The 17916-nt window shown below is 58.8% G+C and carries 13 protein-coding genes and 3 pseudogenes; 8 read left to right on the forward strand and 8 right to left on the reverse strand.

Annotation, left to right across the window (positions count from 1 at the left end; all coding sequences use genetic code 11):
* Positions 1-154: 154 nt before the first annotated feature.
* Positions 155-3517 carry a DEAD/DEAH box helicase gene (locus AWB74_RS16290; protein WP_061147781.1) on the reverse strand — a complete coding sequence of 1121 codons (3363 nt, stop codon included), beginning with the start codon at positions 3515-3517 and terminating at the stop codon, positions 155-157.
* A gap of 446 nt (positions 3518-3963) precedes the next feature.
* Here AWB74_RS16290 and AWB74_RS16295 point away from each other — a divergent pair, with 446 nt between their 5' ends.
* A complete protein-coding gene (locus AWB74_RS16295; protein WP_061147881.1) occupies positions 3964-4200 on the forward strand; it encodes a type II toxin-antitoxin system ParD family antitoxin in 237 nt (78 codons plus the stop codon).
* Positions 4197-4526 carry a type II toxin-antitoxin system RelE/ParE family toxin gene (locus tag AWB74_RS16300; RefSeq protein WP_061147782.1) on the forward strand — a complete coding sequence of 110 codons (330 nt, stop codon included), beginning with the start codon at positions 4197-4199 and terminating at the stop codon, positions 4524-4526. Before AWB74_RS16295 ends, AWB74_RS16300 begins: the two co-directional genes overlap by 4 nt.
* A gap of 496 nt (positions 4527-5022) precedes the next feature.
* On the opposite strand, the gene AWB74_RS16310 is transcribed toward AWB74_RS16300, so the two are convergent.
* Positions 5023-5352: a DUF7686 domain-containing protein gene (locus tag AWB74_RS16310; protein ID WP_200821977.1), complete on the reverse strand. Its 330-nt coding sequence runs from the start codon at positions 5350-5352 to the stop codon at positions 5023-5025.
* Between the two features lie 5 nt (positions 5353-5357).
* Between AWB74_RS16310 and AWB74_RS16315 the strand changes: the two genes are divergently transcribed.
* From AWB74_RS16315 to AWB74_RS16340, 5 genes are all read left to right on the forward strand, one after another.
* Positions 5358-5852: a ProQ/FinO family protein gene (locus AWB74_RS16315; protein WP_087039045.1), complete on the forward strand. Its 495-nt coding sequence runs from the start codon at positions 5358-5360 to the stop codon at positions 5850-5852.
* A gap of 167 nt (positions 5853-6019) precedes the next feature.
* Entirely contained in the window at positions 6020-6391 is a 372-nt protein-coding gene (locus AWB74_RS16320) for a hypothetical protein (protein WP_061147785.1), read from the forward strand.
* On the forward strand, positions 6388-6912 hold the full coding sequence (locus AWB74_RS16325) for an RES family NAD+ phosphorylase (RefSeq protein ID WP_061147786.1): 525 nt from the start codon (positions 6388-6390) through the stop codon (positions 6910-6912). Before AWB74_RS16320 ends, AWB74_RS16325 begins: the two co-directional genes overlap by 4 nt.
* Positions 6913-6979: 67 nt before the next feature.
* A complete protein-coding gene (locus AWB74_RS16330) occupies positions 6980-7891 on the forward strand; it encodes a PIN domain-containing protein (protein ID WP_235024594.1) in 912 nt (303 codons plus the stop codon).
* 499 nt (positions 7892-8390) lie between these two features.
* Positions 8391-9392, forward strand: coding sequence for an Abi family protein (locus tag AWB74_RS16340; RefSeq protein ID WP_061147788.1), 1002 nt, complete (start codon positions 8391-8393; stop codon positions 9390-9392).
* Between the two features lie 214 nt (positions 9393-9606).
* On the opposite strand, the gene AWB74_RS16345 is transcribed toward AWB74_RS16340, so the two are convergent.
* From AWB74_RS16345 to AWB74_RS16365, 5 genes and pseudogenes are all read right to left on the reverse strand, one after another.
* Positions 9607-9930, reverse strand: a complete 324-nt coding sequence (locus AWB74_RS16345; RefSeq protein WP_235024595.1) for a PIN domain-containing protein — start codon at positions 9928-9930, stop codon at positions 9607-9609.
* Between the two features lie 465 nt (positions 9931-10395).
* The gene (locus tag AWB74_RS16350; RefSeq protein ID WP_061147790.1) at positions 10396-11028 is read right to left on the reverse strand and encodes a response regulator; all 633 of its coding nucleotides are present in this window, start codon (positions 11026-11028) and stop codon (positions 10396-10398) included.
* A pseudogene (locus AWB74_RS16355) lies at positions 11025-12640 on the reverse strand (hybrid sensor histidine kinase/response regulator). The gene AWB74_RS16350 and the pseudogene AWB74_RS16355 overlap by 4 nt, the downstream one beginning before the upstream one ends.
* 417 nt (positions 12641-13057) lie before the next feature.
* Positions 13058-14803, reverse strand: a pseudogene (locus AWB74_RS16360) (histidine kinase dimerization/phospho-acceptor domain-containing protein); the annotation flags it as partial.
* A gap of 219 nt (positions 14804-15022) precedes the next feature.
* Positions 15023-15259 (reverse strand): annotated as a pseudogene (locus AWB74_RS16365) (hypothetical protein); the annotation flags it as partial.
* Between the two features lie 342 nt (positions 15260-15601).
* On the opposite strand from AWB74_RS16365, the gene AWB74_RS16370 reads away from it, so the two are divergent.
* Positions 15602-15850, forward strand: coding sequence for a hypothetical protein (locus AWB74_RS16370; RefSeq protein ID WP_061147883.1), 249 nt, complete (start codon positions 15602-15604; stop codon positions 15848-15850).
* Between the two features lie 360 nt (positions 15851-16210).
* On the opposite strand, the gene AWB74_RS16380 is transcribed toward AWB74_RS16370, so the two are convergent.
* Positions 16211-17890 carry a methyl-accepting chemotaxis protein gene (locus AWB74_RS16380; protein WP_235024596.1) on the reverse strand — a complete coding sequence of 560 codons (1680 nt, stop codon included), beginning with the start codon at positions 17888-17890 and terminating at the stop codon, positions 16211-16213.
* Between the last annotated feature and the right edge of the window lie 26 nt (positions 17891-17916).

Raw genomic sequence — 17916 nt, forward strand, 5'->3', positions numbered from 1 at the left:
CGCACGACCTGGGCATTTTTGCCCATCCCCCGAAAAGTGAAAATTCCCCGTCAAACCGCTTCCGGACAAGGCTTTCCTGGCATAGTGCGTAGCGAATTCAACCGTCCAATGACGGGATCCAGTTGTCGGGGTCCTGATTGTTGGCCGCGGGAGTTCAGCCGTCGACGGTGACCGTTTTGCCGCGCGAACGAGGCTTGGTTGCGGATGAAGCAGCGGGCGCTGCGGGGATCGGCTCAAATAGTGCCTCGAGGTCATCGGCTGAGAACTTGACGGCGCCGGCGGCATCCTCGGAGAGGATCGCGTCGGCGAGTGCGGCTTTTTGCTGCTGCATCACGACGATTTTCTCTTCGACGCTGCCGGCCGTGATCAGCTTATAGACGAACACGGGCTTGTCTTGCCCCAGACGATGCGCGCGATCGGTTGCCTGATTTTCGACGGCGGGATTCCACCATGGATCGTAGTGAATTACGGTATCGGCCGTCGTCAGATTCAAGCCGACACCACCGGCTTTCAGACTGATCAAAAAAAGCGGCGCCTCACCTTGCTGAAAACGTCGGACCGGGGTCACGCGATCGGTCGTCTCGCCAGTCAGTACGACGTACTGAATTTGAGCGACATCGAGGGCGGCAGCGATGAGCTCGAGCATACCGGTGAACTGCGAGAACAGCAGGATACGTCGGCCTTCCTCGATCAGTTCGGGCAGCATATTCAGCAGCAGCTCCAGCTTGGCCGATTCTTTGATGCGAGCAGCCTGCTTGAGCTTGACGAGCCGCGGATCACAGCAGACCTGGCGCAGCTTGAGCAATGCATCGAGCACGATGATGTGACTGCGTGCGAGCCCTTTCGCGGTGACGGCCGCTCGTATCTTTTCTTGCATCGCGGCACGGACGATTTCATAGAGGTCGCGCTGCGCGCCTTCGAGTTCGACGGAGCGCACGATGGTCGTCTTGGGCGGCAACTCGGTGGCGACCTCATCCTTGCGCCGCCGCAACATGAAGGGGCGAATACGCCGCGCGAGCAGATCACGCCGGATGGTATCGCCATTCTTTTCGATTGGCGAACGCCAGCGTCTGGTGAAATCCTTATGCGTTCCGAGAAAGCCGGGCAACAGGAAATCGAACTGAGCCCATAGTTCACCGAGATGGTTTTCGAGGGGCGTGCCTGTCAGGCAAAGGCGGTGCCGCGCGCGCAGCTCGCGGATTGTCGTCGCGGCCTTGGTCGCGGCATTCTTGACGTACTGGGCTTCATCGAGGATCAGCAGGTGGTAGTCGTGTTTGACAAGGACCGATTGATCACGCCATAGCAATGCGTAGGTCGTCAGAATGAGATCGTGCCCGGTGATTTCATCGAAACGTTCATGACGCTGGGGGCCGTGCAGGTCAAGCACGCGCAGATCCGGCGTGAATCGCTGTGCTTCCACGCGCCAGTTGTGCACCAGCGTAGTCGGCACGACGATCAAGGCGGGGCGATCCAGCCGCCCGGCTTCTTTTTCGGCGAGAATGTGCGAGAGGGTCTGCACTGTCTTGCCGAGCCCCATGTCGTCGGCCAGCACGCCCGACAGATCATGTTCGCGCAGGAACTGCATCCAGCTCAGTCCCTGACGCTGATACGGGCGAAGTTCGGCCTGCAATCCGTGTGGCACGGGCACCTCGCTCACGCCGGGACCGGCCATCAGGCGCTGAGCACACTGGCGGATAGACGTGTCACCATGAAATTGCCAGCGGCCGATTCGGTCCAGCGCATCGAGCCGGGCCGCGTCCCACTCCGAGATGCGCAGCTCGCCTTCACCGATCGTGTCGAACAGATCGATCAGTACGCGCACGACAGGTTTGAGCCGGTCGGCCCGCAAGCGCAGCCGTTCGTTGCGGTCGGTCTTCAGTTCGATAGCCTCGTCGTCGGCAATCGCATCGAGTCCGCCCGAGAGCCACCGTGCATCACGTCGAAACAGATCGGCCAGCAACGGCTCCAGTCGCACGATACGGTCGTTGACCGTGATGCCCATCTCGACATCGAACCAGCCGTCACCGGCCTGATGCAGAACGCCGTCGATCGCTTCGATTTCGATCACGTTGTGGCGGAACGTGTCCGTCATGGCTACCTGCCAGCCATTCTCACGCAGCGCGGGCAGCGCAATCTTGGTGAAGGCGGGCCAGTCATCGAGGTTCTGCGGGGCTAGCATGCCATCGGGAAACGGATGGGGGCCATGGGCCCGACTGGCTGGAACTTTTCGCAGGCCGGCTTTGTGCAGTTCCATCAGGCGGCGTTGCTCGACGTCGAGCTGTCGTTTGATCTGGATCACATCGCCGTCTGGTGTGCTTATGAGCGTGACATTGCTCTGCGCATCGAGAGCATGGCCCGCGTAGTCGAAAATGATGGTCGCAAAATCCAGCACATTCGGCGACGCCGTCGACGACCAACCGGATGCCCAGGTTGGTCGTGTATCGAGCGCTAGCTTCGGGACCGGTGTGGCGTTAATAACCCGCACGCTCGCCACGTCATGCGTGGGCGGTCGAGGCAAATCCGGCGCCACCTCTTGCAACACCGTGCCAACGAGCGCGGCTTCGTCGAGCGTGATGGGCGGCATCGTCAAAAATTCTCCGAGCTGCGCGGCCGACCAGGGTAAATCGATCGGACCCGCTTCCCCTGATTGCGCATCCAGGTACCAGCACGGCTGGGGCGCGCTCAGCAGGAGCGTGGCGGGTGGCTCAGTTTGCAGAACGGGTCGTACACGGGTATCCGGCAGGGAATGCCATGCGATCTGTCCGCGGCGCAAGGGCCCGGTATGCAGCGCGCACGGCTCGCCGGAGTGCATGGGGTTTGCCGTTGGCGAGACGAACGCGCGGCCGGTCGCGATGAGCTTTTCCAGAACGGCGGCGCCGGTTGTGCCTTGCAGCCCGAAGCTGCCGGTATATTCGCCGGAACGGTCCAGCCACAATCCACGCAGGACAGGTAAGTCTTCTTCGGCGACAAATTTCGGCGGTTTGACGAGTGCATTTTCGACATTCCGCCACGGATCGTCGAAGGAGCGAATCGTGCCGTCGGCGTTCACGCGGGCCTTGTAGATAAAAATTTCCGGGCCGCCGCGATACGAACCGGCGATCACATACGCCAGTGCGTGCGTAGCTTTGACCGTCGCGGGCTTTTTACTGCGGGCGACGGGTGCCGTGCGGGCGGCACGAAACCCTTCCAGCCAGGTCACCAGCTCAGGCCGCACGCCCGATGCAGGTTGCTTCGGCAGGTGTTCAAGACCCGCGATCAGCAGAGCAGCCACGTGCTTGCACTCGAAGCCGACCGGGCACGTGCATTCGTTTTCGATCCACATATCCTCGTCGACGTCGTTGAACACGATCCAGGCATCATAGGGGCGCGATCGCGTGCCCTGGACCTTTCCCGTAAGCGTTGTATAGTCGTCCTCCCACTTCAGCTCCGAGACGGCGTGCACATAGTCGCAAGCTTTCGTCACTGTATGGGAGCCTAACCAATCCGTGATCTGTTTGCGGGTGTAGGAGACGGGCATGGACAAAGGATTCAGATTGACAACGCGCCAGGGATTTTACGCGGACCGGCGCAATCCAGACATACAACGGGGGCGGCACCGACGAGCGCTGTCGGTTGCCGATTTCGAATCTATTCGAAGCTGCAGCGACAGGGGAAAGGTCACCTCGCGACGATCGGTGGCGGCTCCGTCCAAGCTAATCACCTTCGCGGCGTCTCTTGCCTCGCACGCAGCCAACCAACGCTTTTATCTATCTATTGATAGATTAATAGCTTAAAAACATGGTCTGGGGATCTGGCACGCAGGATGGTTTCACGGGAAACGCTCAGCTCGATACTGAAAATGAGTTCCGAGTCCGGCTGCGCTCGGCCGCACTAGACGAAACCAAGCGCTGTAGAGACGCGCGAGGAGAGCTTATCAGACCGCCAGCTTTGGCAAATTTTGGCAAGCCTGTTATGCTCGCACCCATGACGACCATGAACATTTCCTTGCCGGAGACGCTGAAAAGCTTCGTTGATGAGCAAGTCAACGAACGGGGCTATGGCACCAGCAGCGAATATGTCCGGGAACTCATCCGCCGCGATCAGCAGCGGCAGCAACTGCGCGCGCTGCTGCTGGAGGGTGCGGCATCGGGTCCGACGACGCCGGTTGACGGAAGCTATTTCGAGTCGCTGCGCGCGCGCGTGCGTAATGCGCGTAAATGAGGTCGAAGCCGGTTATCCCTACGTATCGGGCGCGGCAGGACGTCGAAAGCGAGATTGACTATTACCTTCTCGAAGAAGGATCTGAGCGTGCCGCGCTGGGATTTATCGCTGCTGTCGAAGACGCCTACCTGCGGCTCGGCAGAAATCCGTCAGTGGGATCTCCCCGCTATGCCTACGAGCTCGATCTGCCCGGACTTCGCTCGTGGCCACTCAAGCGCTACCCTCATCTTGTTTTTTATGTGGATCGCGACGATCACGTCGAAATCTGGCGCGTGATTAACGGTGCACGGGACCTTCCCGCGTGGCTGCTCAACGAAGAAGGGTAGTCGCGCCATCAGATCAACCTGTGTTCTGATGCCTCCTACCGCCCAGCAGCTACCACGTCGAAGTAGCAACCCGTCTCGCCGCTGTTGTTCGCACTGCGAGGATGCTCCGCATGGTCGCCAATGAATGTTCGGCGATCGGACTCGAGATTTGCCGCCGCGGCACGGCGAAGTCCGGTATTTGAACACCCAAGCGTCGGCAAACCGCCGACAGATACGGCTTGCCCGATCCTGTGCATCGTTGGACGGCGAGGGCGATCTCCGCATCGCCCACGTGTCTGCGAAGCCAGTCGAGCGTCCGCCGATCCTTCTCGTTGCAGATCCTGACCAGGTGCTCCATCGTCGCCTCCGTGCTGTATATAAATACAGTGCTGTTAATTTATACAGGTTTTCATCGGGTGGCAAGCACTGTTAATCCCATGGTGGGCGCGCAGAAAAAGGCGGGCATCGAACGGGGGTCAGCCCATAGAACTCGCACCCGGCAAAACGCGGACCAGCGTCAAGCCTCGTCACTCGGGTCAAGCATCTCCAGCCGGAACTGCCATCCTTCGAACGGGCTAAAGGCCCGCTTCATCTTCTGGATCGGCTGACCCAACGGGGCGAACGGCTCCGAATCTGCGCTACCAAGGATCTGAAAGCGGTAGCCTGCGGCTTCGTCATCGCCAACCAACTCGAGTGCCTCCAGGGAAAGCTGATCGCCAAGTAGCAAGCTGCGGAAGTGAAATTCGTGACGAGTACTCGAATAGCGAGTGAGCGCCGGTGAGAACGCGGACCGACGGCGGCGATATTCGGAGGCGACTGGTAATATTGGGCGACAGATTTCAGGCACGCACGATGGGATTCGAACAGCTCGCTGCGCTCAAAGCGCAGCTGAACCAAGGCGCCAACCGCAAAAAGGTTTCTTCACGCTCGACGTCATCGCCAGTGGACGTCACACGGGAAATCAAGCAGCCACCGAAGCCTCCGCGAACGTCTGCTGACGCAGCCGCGCGCGCAGTCACCACGCTGCAACGGCATTTCCCGCACGCCTTTCCGCACAGTCCCGCGCCAAAGGTTCCTCTCAAGGTTGGGATTCTCAAGGATGTGCTTGCGCGAGCGGCGTCGCTTGGGCTGAGCGAGCGAGACGCTCGTAACGGCGTCAAGCTCTGGTGTCGTGGCCAACGCTATTGGACCTGTCTCGTCGAAGGCAATGTGCGCGTGGATCTTACCGGCGCAATCACTGGCGTTGTCTCCGCTGTCGAGGCAGAGTATGGCAAAAATCAGGAGGAGACTCGGGTCGCGCGCAGGCGGGACCAGATTGCGAAAAATCGGCATGGTCGAGCTGACTGACGAAACACGCTTCAACGATCTTATTTGACATAACTGTTTCTATCAACTTTTCGTGAAGCAGCTAACTAATCGAATTCCAATGCCGGAACCAGTTCTTGGAGCACCATGAGCACTATGCTTGAACTGTGCGTATAATGTGCGTCACGGATCGTCGCCGGAGCCAAGAGATGAACGCTGACACCTTTGCCGACGTGTTGGAGTCTGCCCGAGAAGCGGGAACGTCCCGGCTTTCAGCGGTCAATCTCGCCAACGTGCTCGGTCTGCAGCAGCAAGATTTGGCCACCATTGCCGGCGTGCACCGAAATACGCTGCGCACGCACCCAGAGTCGCCGAGACTGCAGGCAGCCCTGCGTGACTTGATGCGCGTGGTGTCGGCGGCGGTCGCGATCCAGCCGGACCTCGAACGTGCGCTGTTCCTCATCAAGAACCACCCGCTTCCGGTGTTTCGCCATAAGACGATTCTCCAGTTGGTTCAGGAAGGCCGGACCGAGGATGCGATCGACTACTTGGAGTCTATCAGCGCAGGTTTCGTTGGATGATCCTCACCGATCTGCCAAAGGGAACCACGCTCTATCGCGCTCACACACCGCGCTGGGCCGACCGCCCCTTGAGCGGCGGGGGCGCCGCGCTGAAGGGGGGACGCTTCAACCGCGAAGGGGTCGAGGCGCTGTACCTGTCGCTCGAAGAACTGACGGCCCTGCGCGAATATCAGCAGACCTCCCCCTTTCTACCGCCCTGCACGATCTGCTCGTACGCTGCTGAACTCCGGGACCTGGTGGACCTGCGCCACCCAGATCACGGTGATTGGGATGAGCTTTGGTACGATTGGCGCGAGGACTGGCGCTATTGGCAGTTCGAGCAACACATCGAGCCACCGACCTGGGTCTTGAGCGACCTTGTCCGAGATCTCGGCTATACCGGGATTGTTTTTCCTAGTCAGACGCACGCTGGCGGCACCAACGTGGTGGTTTTCAGCGACCGGCTTGGCGACGGCAATTCAATCGAGGTGAACGACCCTGGCAAGCAACTTCCGAAGGATCAGTCCAGCTGGCAACGGTAGAGCCCTGAAGCGCTCTACCGCGGGATCTGCTGTCCCCCTCGGGAACCCGTAGCACGCGATTCCGCTCATGAAGGAAGCCGCTTCAACTGCGCCGGCCAGCGCCCCGGTTGGTCCTCCACCCTCTCGTGCCCGATACGCCGCGCCTCCGCTGACGTTGCCAAATGAAGCTCGAAAACTACGTGCTACGATAAATCTTAATCGCCTGGAAAAAGCGAAGCGCCCCCGATCGCACTCCAAGGCAGCCAGCAATCAGCCCGACAAGCAACCCGGCGCTCAAGAATCGCTGCAAATCTCTCGCGCACCGATCAATGTGCTACGTTCGGCGCGCTTTCAACTCGACGACTACGCGATGGCTACCGAACCGTCAGATCGTTTTCCGGGCATCGGCGACGCCGAAGCACGGGCGCCACGGCGTCGCGCCCGTGGCAGCCGCGCTTGTGTGCTCTACTCTATCGCCCAGACGGATGCGCTGCTTAGTCTGGCGACCGCCGGGCTTTTCAGCGCCAAATGGTCGAGCAGAATCGAAGAAGAATGGATGCTGGCGCTTGTACAGCGGCGCCCGGATCTGAAGGACAGACTTTGGGTTCGACGAGACGCTATGCGCGACGCCGTACCAGACTGGCAAGTGCTTGATGAAGCGTGGTCTCCGCTGATGGAAAGTCTCAATCTCCCCGACCCTAACGACAGGCATGTTCTAGCGGCCGCCGTGGCCGGTCATGCGGATTGCATCGTCACCGCAAATGTCCGCGACTTCCCTCAAAGCGCTGTTACGCCGTACGGAATTGAATTCGTACATCCCGATCGATTCATTGTGAACCAATGGCATCTTGAGCCGCTAGTCGCGATCTCATCATTCAAACGAATGCACGCTCGACGCAAACGACCGCTGAGCTCAGTAGAAGAATTTGCGACAGTGCTCGAGCAAAATGAGCTGCCGATGACCGCTCAACGAATTCGTGAAGCTAACGAGTTGATCTAGACTCGGCAGCGCTCGTGCAAGGACCGCCGCTGCTCCGTGAGTTTCCAGGCGTTCGTACTTATAGAACCTTTAGTACAACATATAAATGTTTGGCAAATTCATTTATGTCAAATTCATTCGCTCGTCTGATGCGTTTAGACGGTCTGGGCTCGCCCGTCTACTCGTCATCCGGCAAGCGCCACCCTCGTATAAACAGGGACAAATCAAATAATTACGCGTTTATGCGTTTATGGCACATCCGGAACCTTTTCCCGATTCAGCGGCCTGAAACCGGAGTTTCTGTTTTTGTCAGACTGATGGAGCATTGCCACAGCGGTACCGTGGCATTGCTCCATCAGTGCCCTCGCCTCTGCAACGTGCGTCTCGCCGCGAGAAAAGGTGGCGGCGGCAATCCTATTGACGATTTCAACCTTTAGTTTAGAATTGTGAGTAATACGGCCCAACCCTCTGCGCAGTTTGCACGGTTGGGTTTTCTCGTTAACGGGCCACAACAACATCGATGCCTATCCCGTACGCGAAGCCGCACCTGACCTACGCACAGCAGTTGACGCTCCTCAGGGAGCGAGGCCTTACGGTCGACGACGAGCAGCATGCCCTCTGGCACCTTGAGAATCTGGGCTACTATCGGTTGAGTGGATATTTCTACCCGTTCCGTGTTCTGCCTCCACGTGATGGTGACGGGGCCACCAACGATCAGCCGAGGCAGCGCCTGTCGGAATTCACCCCCGGATCGACATTTTCGCAGGTTGCGGAGCTTTACAAGTTTGATCAATCTTTGCGGCTGCTCGCGATACAGGCGATCGAGCGACTGGAAGTAGCGCTTAGAGCGAAGATCGCCTACCAGATGGCTTCGAAGCATCCCTGCGCCTATCTCGAGCCCACGCTTCTGGACCCGAAGTTTTGTCAGATCCCAAGCTGCTTACCGGGCGAGGAGCCTCGCAAGTCAAATTTCCAGACGTGGGTCGAGCAGCATGACAAGCTTATCGCTAGGTCGAAGGAAGACTTCATGAAGCACTATCGGGGCAAGTATGAACTTCCGGTGCCACTCTGGATCTCCATTGAAGTTTGGGATTTCGGTCTGCTCTCGTACTACTATTCCGGGTTTCGGCAAACTGATCGTCAGGCGCTGGCCTCGGAGCTCGGCGTTCCAAGAAACATCCTGCTTGGAAGCTGGCTGCGTACAATAAGCCACTTACGGAACATTGCCGCTCATCACAGCCGATTATGGAACCGTTCGCTGACTGATAATCCAAAACCTCCCGGTCGCCACGAGGTGGATCTGCTGTGGCATCTTGCAGGGCCTCAAAATGCGCATTCGCGAGATCGCGTATACGGCGCGCTGGCAGTGACCCAATACCTGCTACAAGCGCTGCGCTTCGACGACCGTTGGAAAACCTCACTTAAGGCGCTCGTTGACTCGTTTCCGACCTGTCCAGGTGTCGCCACGGTCGAAGCGATGGGATTTCCCCCAAGCTGGCAGTCGCTTGATCTTTGGAAATAGCTCTTCGTTGACCGGCAACCGTCAACGTATAAGTAACGCATCGGGTCCTGAATCATTTAGGATAACTACTCTAACGACGATCATGTTACTTATGTCAAATCTAGCCTGAGATTGAAGCGCGCCTTTGTTTGCCGCACACCACCGCTGTGGGTCTCCACTGCCTCCTCATGCAGGAGTGCTTACCTCGATAACGACTGCAGCGTCTTCGGCATGTTCAAAGAAACGGGTTAGTTACGGTCAATCGGTCGAAAATGACCTGACAGTGGTGCATGTCCTCGCTGTATAGGACTTCACAATCGTTGAGCAACGCGAATGCGATAACGCAACAGTCATAAAACCTAAATCCGTAGTGCGCTGCGACGCGGCGTGCTTCCTTGTGGACTTCGAAAGTCAGCGGCACGACTTCGCAAAGCACCTCGACGTCTTCCAGAATGCTCTCGATTTCCGGCCACGGAAGGCCCATTTTCCGGCTCATAACAAGCGTGACCTCGTTCATCACCTGAGTGCTGATGACTGGTCTCGACTTCTCGCCAGCCATCAACGCCCCAGCCTTGCGCCCTAGCCTCCCGAACGCGTCACCCAAGGAACCTCACCATGCAGATGTAAAGCTGGGTAGACAGATTGACCGTGAGTGGCAACAGTTCCGAACTTCAGATTCGAGACTGGATGTCGAGAAATTGCGTGATCACCGCGAACAAGCGAACGCGCTCTTGACAGCCCCTCTCTGGCGCGCCAGAGAGGGGCGTCGCCTTCTCGATCGTGTAGGTGCGAACCGCCATCCATCGAAACAAGACCAGAAGGGCGAGGAAGGTGTACACAGGACCGCCCCTAATCTCCCGCCGACTTCGTCACGCCGATTCTGCGCTGGCGATGGGCCTCCCTTATGGCCATCGCTCATGGGAAGGTACCAAATCGTGTCGGATGCCGCTTTCCGCAGAGGATAGGGCAAATCGGCCCAACGAACAAATTACCACCTATCAATAACGCCCTCATATTTTCGATATCATTCGACAATCAGCCCGTGCCGAAGCGCGTACCGGATCACGTCCGCATTATTCGACAGGCCGAGCTTTTGCATCAGCCGCATCTTGTGGGTACTGATCGTTTTGGCGCTAAGCGCGCACGCGTCGGCGATCTCGTTGATGCTCCTACCTACAGCTAGCATCTGCAAGACCTGGAATTCGCGATCGGATAGCACCTCGTGCCGCGGCACATCGCCGCGATGCGATTCAAAGACCATCGCATCGACGAGTTTCGGATCGATGAAACGCCCGCCGTCCGCGAGCTTCCTGATGGCAGCGAGGAGCACGTCCGGATCGCTGTCCTTCGTCAGATAGCCGGTCGCTCCCGCACGCAGCGCGCGCGAAGCTACCTGCGCTTCGTCGTGGATGCTTAGTACCAGCACAGGCAACGTGGGCTGCTCGGCCCGTACACGGCGAATCAGGTCGACACCGCTGATACCCGGCATCGTCATGTCCAGCAGTAGCAGATCGACCGCGCACGTGCGCAACTTGTCGACCACCTCGGAGCCTTGGGCCGCCTCGGCCGCGACGACGATGTCGCTCGTGGTTGCGATGATCTGCTTGAGCCCGCCCCGGACGATCGCATGATCGTCTGCGATGATTATTCTGATCATGTTGGAGTGCCGCCAGCAAGTGGAATGTGAATCGAAACTGTAGTGCCGGCTCCGAGTGCACTGTCGATCGAAAGCGAGCCGCCGATCAAACGGGCGCGCTCGTTCATGCCAAGCAATCCATAAGAAAATTTTCGATGCGCCGCCTCCTGATCGAAGCCGCGCCCATTGTCGCGCACTTGCAATTCTAGCTTGGTCTCAGTCGAGATGAGCGCGACATCGACGCGGGTCGCCTTTGCATGTCGCGCGACGTTCGTCAGCGATGCCTGAACGATGCCGTTGCATACGCATCCGGCAACTCGGGCTCGCTGCCTTCGATGCGCAATACGCACGGGATCGCATTGCGCCGATTGAAGTCTGCGACAAGCCATTCCAGCGCAGACGCAATGCCGAAGTTGAGCGCGGCAGGTCGCAAGTGACTGGCGACGTTGCGCACCATCCAGATCGTGCCTTCGACCAGCTCGCGCATGTCGTCGGCCTTTTTGGCCGCTTCTGGATCATTCACGAGGCGCATCTTGAGCAGCGAAACGTCCATTTTAAGTGCCGTCAGCAACTGGCCCAGCTCATCGTGAATCTCCATGGCGATGCGCTTGCGTTCCTCTTCGCGGACTCCTTCCATATACGCGTATAGTTCGCGCTGCTGCTCGCGCGATTGCAGGAGCTCCTCCTCCATCTGCTTGCGAAGCGTGATGTCATTTAGACCAACATAGATCGCGGGAGAATCGTCGTAGGTCGCCACACGCGCCGTTGCAATGGCCCAGAACTGTTTTCCGTCGGGCCGCCTGAGACGCACCTCGGTGTTGACGAAGCTGCCTTCAGTGCTCAGATGGTCGATCAAACGCTGGCGTTCCGTTTTATCGACATACAAGTCCACGAGCGTGGCCGACTTGCCTTCGGCGATGCCGAAGAGCTCACGCAATGGCTCGTTCGAGTAGAGGATACGACCGTCCGGCATAGAGGTGATGCACAGCGGCACCGGGCTCGTTTCGACGATGGTGCGAAAGCGCGCCTCGCTCGCGTGCAGACGTGCGTCCGCGTACCGTCCCTTGTCGATCTCGGCTTGCAGATCGGCGTTCGCCCGCGCGAGCTCCTCCGTGCGCAACGTGACTCGGCGTTCGAGCTCGTCGCGTATCAGCGACAATTCCGCTTGGACTTGTTTGCGTACAGCCACTTCCGCTATCAGCTGCTGGTTTTGAGCGAGCAGTTGCTTGTGCATCGCGCGCAGTTCAAGATGCACGCCAACGCGTGCCAGCATTTCCTCAACACGCAATGGCTTGGTCACGTAGTCGACGCCACCCGCAAGGAAGCCCTGGAACCGGTCCTCATCGCCTGTCAACGAAGTCATGAAAATGACGGCGATATCGCGTGTACGTTCAGTGCGCTTTAGACGGCGGCAGGTCTCGAATCCATCGATGCCCGGCATCTTTACATCGAGCAGAATCAGATCCGGCTGGGCAAAATCCGCGCGTTGAAGCGCCTCGTTGCCGTCCAGCGCAACCAGCACGCGGATTCCACGCGATTCAAGGCTGTCGACGACCACGCCGAGGTTTGCCGGCGTGTCATCGACTATAAGGACCGTTCCGTTGCGCCCGACGCCGGTACCGAAATCGCTCATGATGCGGTGTTCCCTTGAAGATAGCGTTCCACGAGTTTCAGCATCGCCTTCGATTGATACCCGCGTGCCAACTGATGCAGACGTGCAGCAAACGCCGCATCGGTCGGATTGCTCGTAGTAATCCGACCGGCCGACTTCGCAATGCCGCTCATATTGCCGTCGCGCGAAAGGCGGTGCAATTCGCCGATGTCGGCGGGTGAAAGGCCGTGCAATTCGCCGATGTCGGCGGGTGAAAGGCCGTGCAATTCGCCGATGTCGGCGGGTGAAAGCCGGATCGATGAGATGCCGAAAAGATTCGTCTTGTCTCAAAGCCTCAGGCGCGATGGTAAGAGTCCAACTGAGCCCGAGCAATTGCGCGATGCGCGCCAGCAGAAGGCCGGATTTCTCCGGTTTGGTAATAAACGCGCTTGCGCCTGCTTCAAAACAGTTCGCGCCATTTATTCCGACAGTCGCGGCCGAGATCGCGATGATCAGCAGGTGCACGCAATCGGGCGTCGCGCGAAGCCGGCGTGTGACTTGAATACAGTCGATGCCTGGCATCATGATGTCCGTGAGAATTCGATCAGGACGTCGCGCCTGCGCGAACGCGATACCTTCGTAACCGTCGTCGGTATCAACGACGATAAAGCCGATGCGCGTCGATCGTTCGACCACGACAGCACGGTTCTTCTGCACGTCGTTGATCACGTGCACCTTGCGGCGCAGTTCTTCGTAGCCCGCGACAGCCGTCTCGGGCACGCCCGCACGCCCCGATGGCAACTCGATGAGGGCGGGTGGCAGTTCGAAACAGAACGCGCTGCCGCGGTCCATCTCACTTTCGACGTTCACTTCGCCGCCCATTGCGCGCACGAGCTGCCGGGTGATATCGACGCCGAGGCCAGTGCCGCCCGCGCGACGCTCTGCGCTCCACGCCGGTTCGATCGGCATAAAGATCGCCTCATAGTCATTCGTCTCTACGCGGATGCCCGTATCGTGGATTTTGAAACGCACCGAGCCGCTTTCGCCTTTCCCGACGATGAGGTGCATCCTACCCGCATCAGTACGCGTCACCGAAGTCGCCAGCAGATTCGGCAACACCTGCCGCAGACGGCGTGCGTCGTCGCACACGCCTGAAGGCACGTCGGCCGTTAGCGTGCATTCGAATCTCGGCTGATGTTGCTTGACCTTCGCGCTGGTGGCCTCGCAGATCGAATCGAGGACATCAGCGAGCGGCACGCCGCAAATCTCAGTGCGCCGCTTGCCGGTCTCGATCTTGGCGAAGTCCAGCGTGTCGTCGATCAGGGTCAGCAGGTGTTCGCCGCTTTGCTGGATGACGGCGACTCCATCGCGCTGCCGCAGGCTCAGTGTCGGGTCGCGGCCCAGTGTCTGCGCGTACCCGAGAATGCCGTTGAGCGGTGTGCGCAGTTCGTGACTCAGATTAGCAAGAAACTGCCCTTTCGCTCGATTGGCCGCTTCGGCGGAAAGTCTCGCTTCGCGCTGGAGCGCCGCCTCACGTTCATCGCGATAGGCCCGATGCACCCGTCTGCCCATGGCGTTGAATGCCGACACCACGCGGTCTAGTTCGTCGGGTTCCCTTGGCGGCTCACGCCGCAGAACCAGCGGACCCGGTGGCTCGTGGAAATCATAGTCGCTGACGCGGCGCGCGATCGCCTGCAGAAGTCGTGATACGAGGCGCGAAAAAATGAAGAAAGTGAAGAGCGCGACCAAGAACGTATTCGCCGCCTGACTGACAAGGATCACTATCGCGGCGCGCATGATGCCCTGATACAGACCTGCGAGGGTCGCCTCGACATATAGTGTGCCGATACGCTCGATCCGATCCTTAACACGGTATTCGATCGGAAACTCGCGGGCGATGGCAAGGCGCGGCATGCGTTGACCTGCCGTCACCACCATGGCTGTCGCCGACGCGGGCAACGCGCGGACTTCGGCCGCACGGATCTCCGCAAGATGCAGCATACCTTCGAGTTCGAGCCGCAGTTGTGGTTCATCGAGCCGCCACAGTGCTTCACCCAAACTGTCCCGATTGCTTCGGTCGATATCAGCCAGGCGGTTCTCGATCTGCGTGATGCCACGTTCGTAGTCGCGATACAGATGCAACGCCGTCAAGACCAGTGTCACAGCACAGCTAAAGGCGAGCACTGTCGCGAGCAGCCTCAGCATTACGCTGCGCCTTACGCCACGAAGCCTCTTTCACCATGCGCCGAACCGGTCGATAGCCATATCTTGTGCAAGCGCGTCTGCCTTCATTTCCCCTATTCTGCACTCGTTGTCGAAGCTCGGTCTAGCGCCTGGTGAGCATGGCCCGCATGGACCTGCAGGCACGGACACGAGGAGGACATCCATGTGCCCGCCCGCTTGCACTGTAGTATGCGCTTGCCCCTATCTGCCCTTTTCCACGTTTCCGCCGGCGAACATCCGCCTCATCGGGCGCGCCCGATGCCCGTTGAGTTCGTCGATCAAATCAGCCATATCGCACAGTGCTTGAAAAGTCCACTTGTCAAGCTGCTCGCCGTGATAACGCCGGAGGTCGCGCATCGTGTCGCCAAGGCGACGGAGCGCATTTGGCGTTGCGTCGATCATCGGCCAGCAGTGCATCAGATATGCGAGGGGTGTCACGATACATGGTGCGAATCCCGCGACAGTCTCCATGTTTCAACAGATCAACCTTCGATGCGAATACAGCATCATCGACGAGTTCGAGGCGGGTGGCAGTCGGTCCCGGCTGCAAAAGTCGGTGCGACAAGCTGATTCCACCATCTAGATTTCCTGAGAGGGTTTCCACCTGCAACTCTTTCGCCGGCGCGGCAAATCGGTACTATGCGCCCGCTTAGATTCAGATGGCTCAGGAAATCCTGATGGAACAAATCAGCAAATCCTGAGCATACGTTCCGTCGCGTCCGATTGGACGCTCGCGCCGTCACCCGTAGTATTGGTTCATCGCACATGGCAGGAGCAGACATGGCAGCAGGCGACACATCGCTGCGCGCTCAGGTCGAAAGGCTGGTCGGTGAGAAGCCTGATCAGACGATGCGCGTTCGGTTCATTGAACGCTCCCGCATCGGCACGACCCGCCAGGTGTGCATGCGCATTGAGTGGGCACAAGGATCACTATCGGTCTTTTTCTTTCGTCACGCTGACGGCTCCTGGTATCTATTCCCGCCGGGACAGCGCCGCCCGGAGATGGGAAACGGCCGATTGAACGCATGATCGCGCCACAAAGGAGTTACAGATTTTCGACGATCCTTCGAAAGCGCTACCGCCGAGCGTCGTCGACCTGCGCGCTTGGCTAGACAAGTGGTATGAATATGCATACAGGGTGGGCCTCGTGCAACCTCCGTTCACGCTGGACGAGGCGATTGCCGAGCGCCTCGAGGGCTATTTTGAAGCGGGTTCGACGTTGGCGGAAGGAGCGATGGCTTTCTTTGGCTCCGTCCATTAGTGGTCGACTCGTTGAGTCGCATAATTGCAAGAAGCAGACAACGAGTGAAGGCGGGCACGCAAGGCCTGAACTCCGTGGCAGCGAACTGGGCATGTCGAAACAGAAGCTGCGCAACCGGCTCATAGCGTCTAACGCCGGCAAACTGAGGAGTTCTCGAGCGAGGGAGTGCCGCTTGAAAGCTCGCGGCGCGATGCCACGCGTCCAATGTCATGCGCAGACGCCTGTTCCGCCACGCTTGCATGCGCAGCGGAAATGCCCTGGTCCGCTATCGCAAACACACAAACTGCCAAATTCAAATGCCCGGTCTGCTCTTCGAGCGACTGCGCTGCTGCCGCTGCCTGCGCGACGAGCGCTGCATTACGCTGGGTCAGGATATCCATCTGCTCGACCGCCTGATTGACCTGCTCGATTCCGACGCTTTGTTCGACCGCCGCGTCAGCAATTTCGCCGACAATTTGCGAAACCTGACTGATGGCATGTTTGACCTGTGCGATCGTGCCGCTGACCTCGGAGGCCTGCTGCGTGCCTCCTTGCACGAGGGTGGTAGACGACCCGATGAGATCCTTGATTTCCTTAGCCGCTGAAGCGGAACGCTGGGCAAGAGCCCGGACCTCGCTAGCGACCACAGCGAACCCTCGGCCCTGCTCGCCGGCCCGCGCCGCCTCGACAGCGGCGTTGAGCGCGAGAATATTGGTTTGAGAAGCAATGCCTTCAATCAGGCCGGTAATCTCGGAGATTCTGTTTGAGCTGTCGTTGATTGCCGTAATTGTCGAGACCATACTACGAACTGCTTTGTCTCCCGTTTCAGCCATTCTGGCCGTCTTCGCTGCCAGGCGCTTTGCGTGCTGGGCATTGTCAGCACCCTGTTTGACCGTCTCTGTCAGTTGCGTCATGCTGGCCGCAGCCTTTTCCAGAGACGCAGCCTGCTCATCTGTCCGGCACGAAAGGTCGGCATTGCCAGCCGAGATCTGTCTTGTTGCCGTCCCAATGGTATCCGCTGCCATCAGGACGGCGCAAATCGCCTTCGAGAAGCGCCCGATCAGTTCGTTGAAAGCTGAGGCCGTGCGGCCGAGTTCATCCATCCTTTCAACAGGCGCCCGACGAGTCAAATCAAGCGTGCGGCTGGTCTCGTTAATTGCAGCCTGAATTCCGTCGAGACTGCGCCCAAGTAATCTCATCTGATGCCACACGTAAGCACACGCCACCGAACCGCCGATCGCAATTAGCGCGGCCATGATCACCAGGATCCGCCTGTAGGCGACGTCATCGCGATGCCGCGAGTCATCGGCCTCCTTGCTGAGGGCTTCAGAAAGTTGATCGATGCCTCGTCCCATTGACATCGCGTAGGGGCGTACATGTTGTGCCATGACGGCAGCGGCCGCCGCCATATCGCCACTGCGGCCTAATCGCACGGCTCCGGTAAAGCCTTCCTCGAGGCGCGCCCTGTCCTCAATGAACTTCGCAGCGAGCGCCCGCGTAGAAGAAGGCTTGTCGCTGAGTCGAAACAGATCGAACTGTCGATCCGCCGGTCGCTTCAGGATTTCAATAAGATCAAAGCGTTCATTTCTAGCTTTAGCGTCGTCGATGGACATCGCCTCAAGAAGCTGGATTGCCCGGACGCATTGCAGTCGGAAAGCATTCTGGAGGTATTGCGCTGGCAAAACGACCTGCTGATAGAAACCTTCGGCCCGGGAATTTGCATCGGCGATACCCTTCAGCCCGAACGCTGCAACGATCACGCATAGCAAACCAAATGCAGCGAAACTCAAGCCGAGCCGCGTCTTGAGACGTACTGGTGACGAGGACATCAAGAACTCCCGCTTTCAAATGTAAT

The sequence above is a fragment of the Caballeronia arvi genome (genome assembly GCF_001544695.2).
Taxonomy (GTDB): domain Bacteria; phylum Pseudomonadota; class Gammaproteobacteria; order Burkholderiales; family Burkholderiaceae; genus Caballeronia; species Caballeronia arvi.

Bases quoted from the DNA above. Each gene is read 5' to 3' on its own strand.
- AWB74_RS16320 (WP_061147785.1), top strand. From the start codon at position 6,020: ATGAACGCTGACACCTTTGCCGACGTGTTGGAGTCTGCCCGAGAAGCG.
- AWB74_RS16300 (WP_061147782.1), top strand. From the start codon at position 4,197: ATGAGGTCGAAGCCGGTTATCCCTACGTATCGGGCGCGGCAGGACGTC.
- AWB74_RS16350 (WP_061147790.1), bottom strand. From the start codon at position 11,028: ATGATCAGAATAATCATCGCAGACGATCATGCGATCGTCCGGGGCGGG.
- AWB74_RS16345 (WP_235024595.1), bottom strand. From the start codon at position 9,930: ATGGCTGGCGAGAAGTCGAGACCAGTCATCAGCACTCAGGTGATGAAC.
- AWB74_RS16330 (WP_235024594.1), top strand. From the start codon at position 6,980: ATGAAGGAAGCCGCTTCAACTGCGCCGGCCAGCGCCCCGGTTGGTCCT.
- AWB74_RS16295 (WP_061147881.1), top strand. From the start codon at position 3,964: ATGACGACCATGAACATTTCCTTGCCGGAGACGCTGAAAAGCTTCGTT.
- AWB74_RS16380 (WP_235024596.1), bottom strand. From the start codon at position 17,890: ATGTCCTCGTCACCAGTACGTCTCAAGACGCGGCTCGGCTTGAGTTTC.
- AWB74_RS16325 (WP_061147786.1), top strand. From the start codon at position 6,388: ATGATCCTCACCGATCTGCCAAAGGGAACCACGCTCTATCGCGCTCAC.
- AWB74_RS16290 (WP_061147781.1), bottom strand. From the start codon at position 3,517: ATGCCCGTCTCCTACACCCGCAAACAGATCACGGATTGGTTAGGCTCC.
- AWB74_RS16315 (WP_087039045.1), top strand. From the start codon at position 5,358: ATGGGATTCGAACAGCTCGCTGCGCTCAAAGCGCAGCTGAACCAAGGC.
- AWB74_RS16340 (WP_061147788.1), top strand. From the start codon at position 8,391: ATGCCTATCCCGTACGCGAAGCCGCACCTGACCTACGCACAGCAGTTG.
- AWB74_RS16370 (WP_061147883.1), top strand. From the start codon at position 15,602: ATGGCAGCAGGCGACACATCGCTGCGCGCTCAGGTCGAAAGGCTGGTC.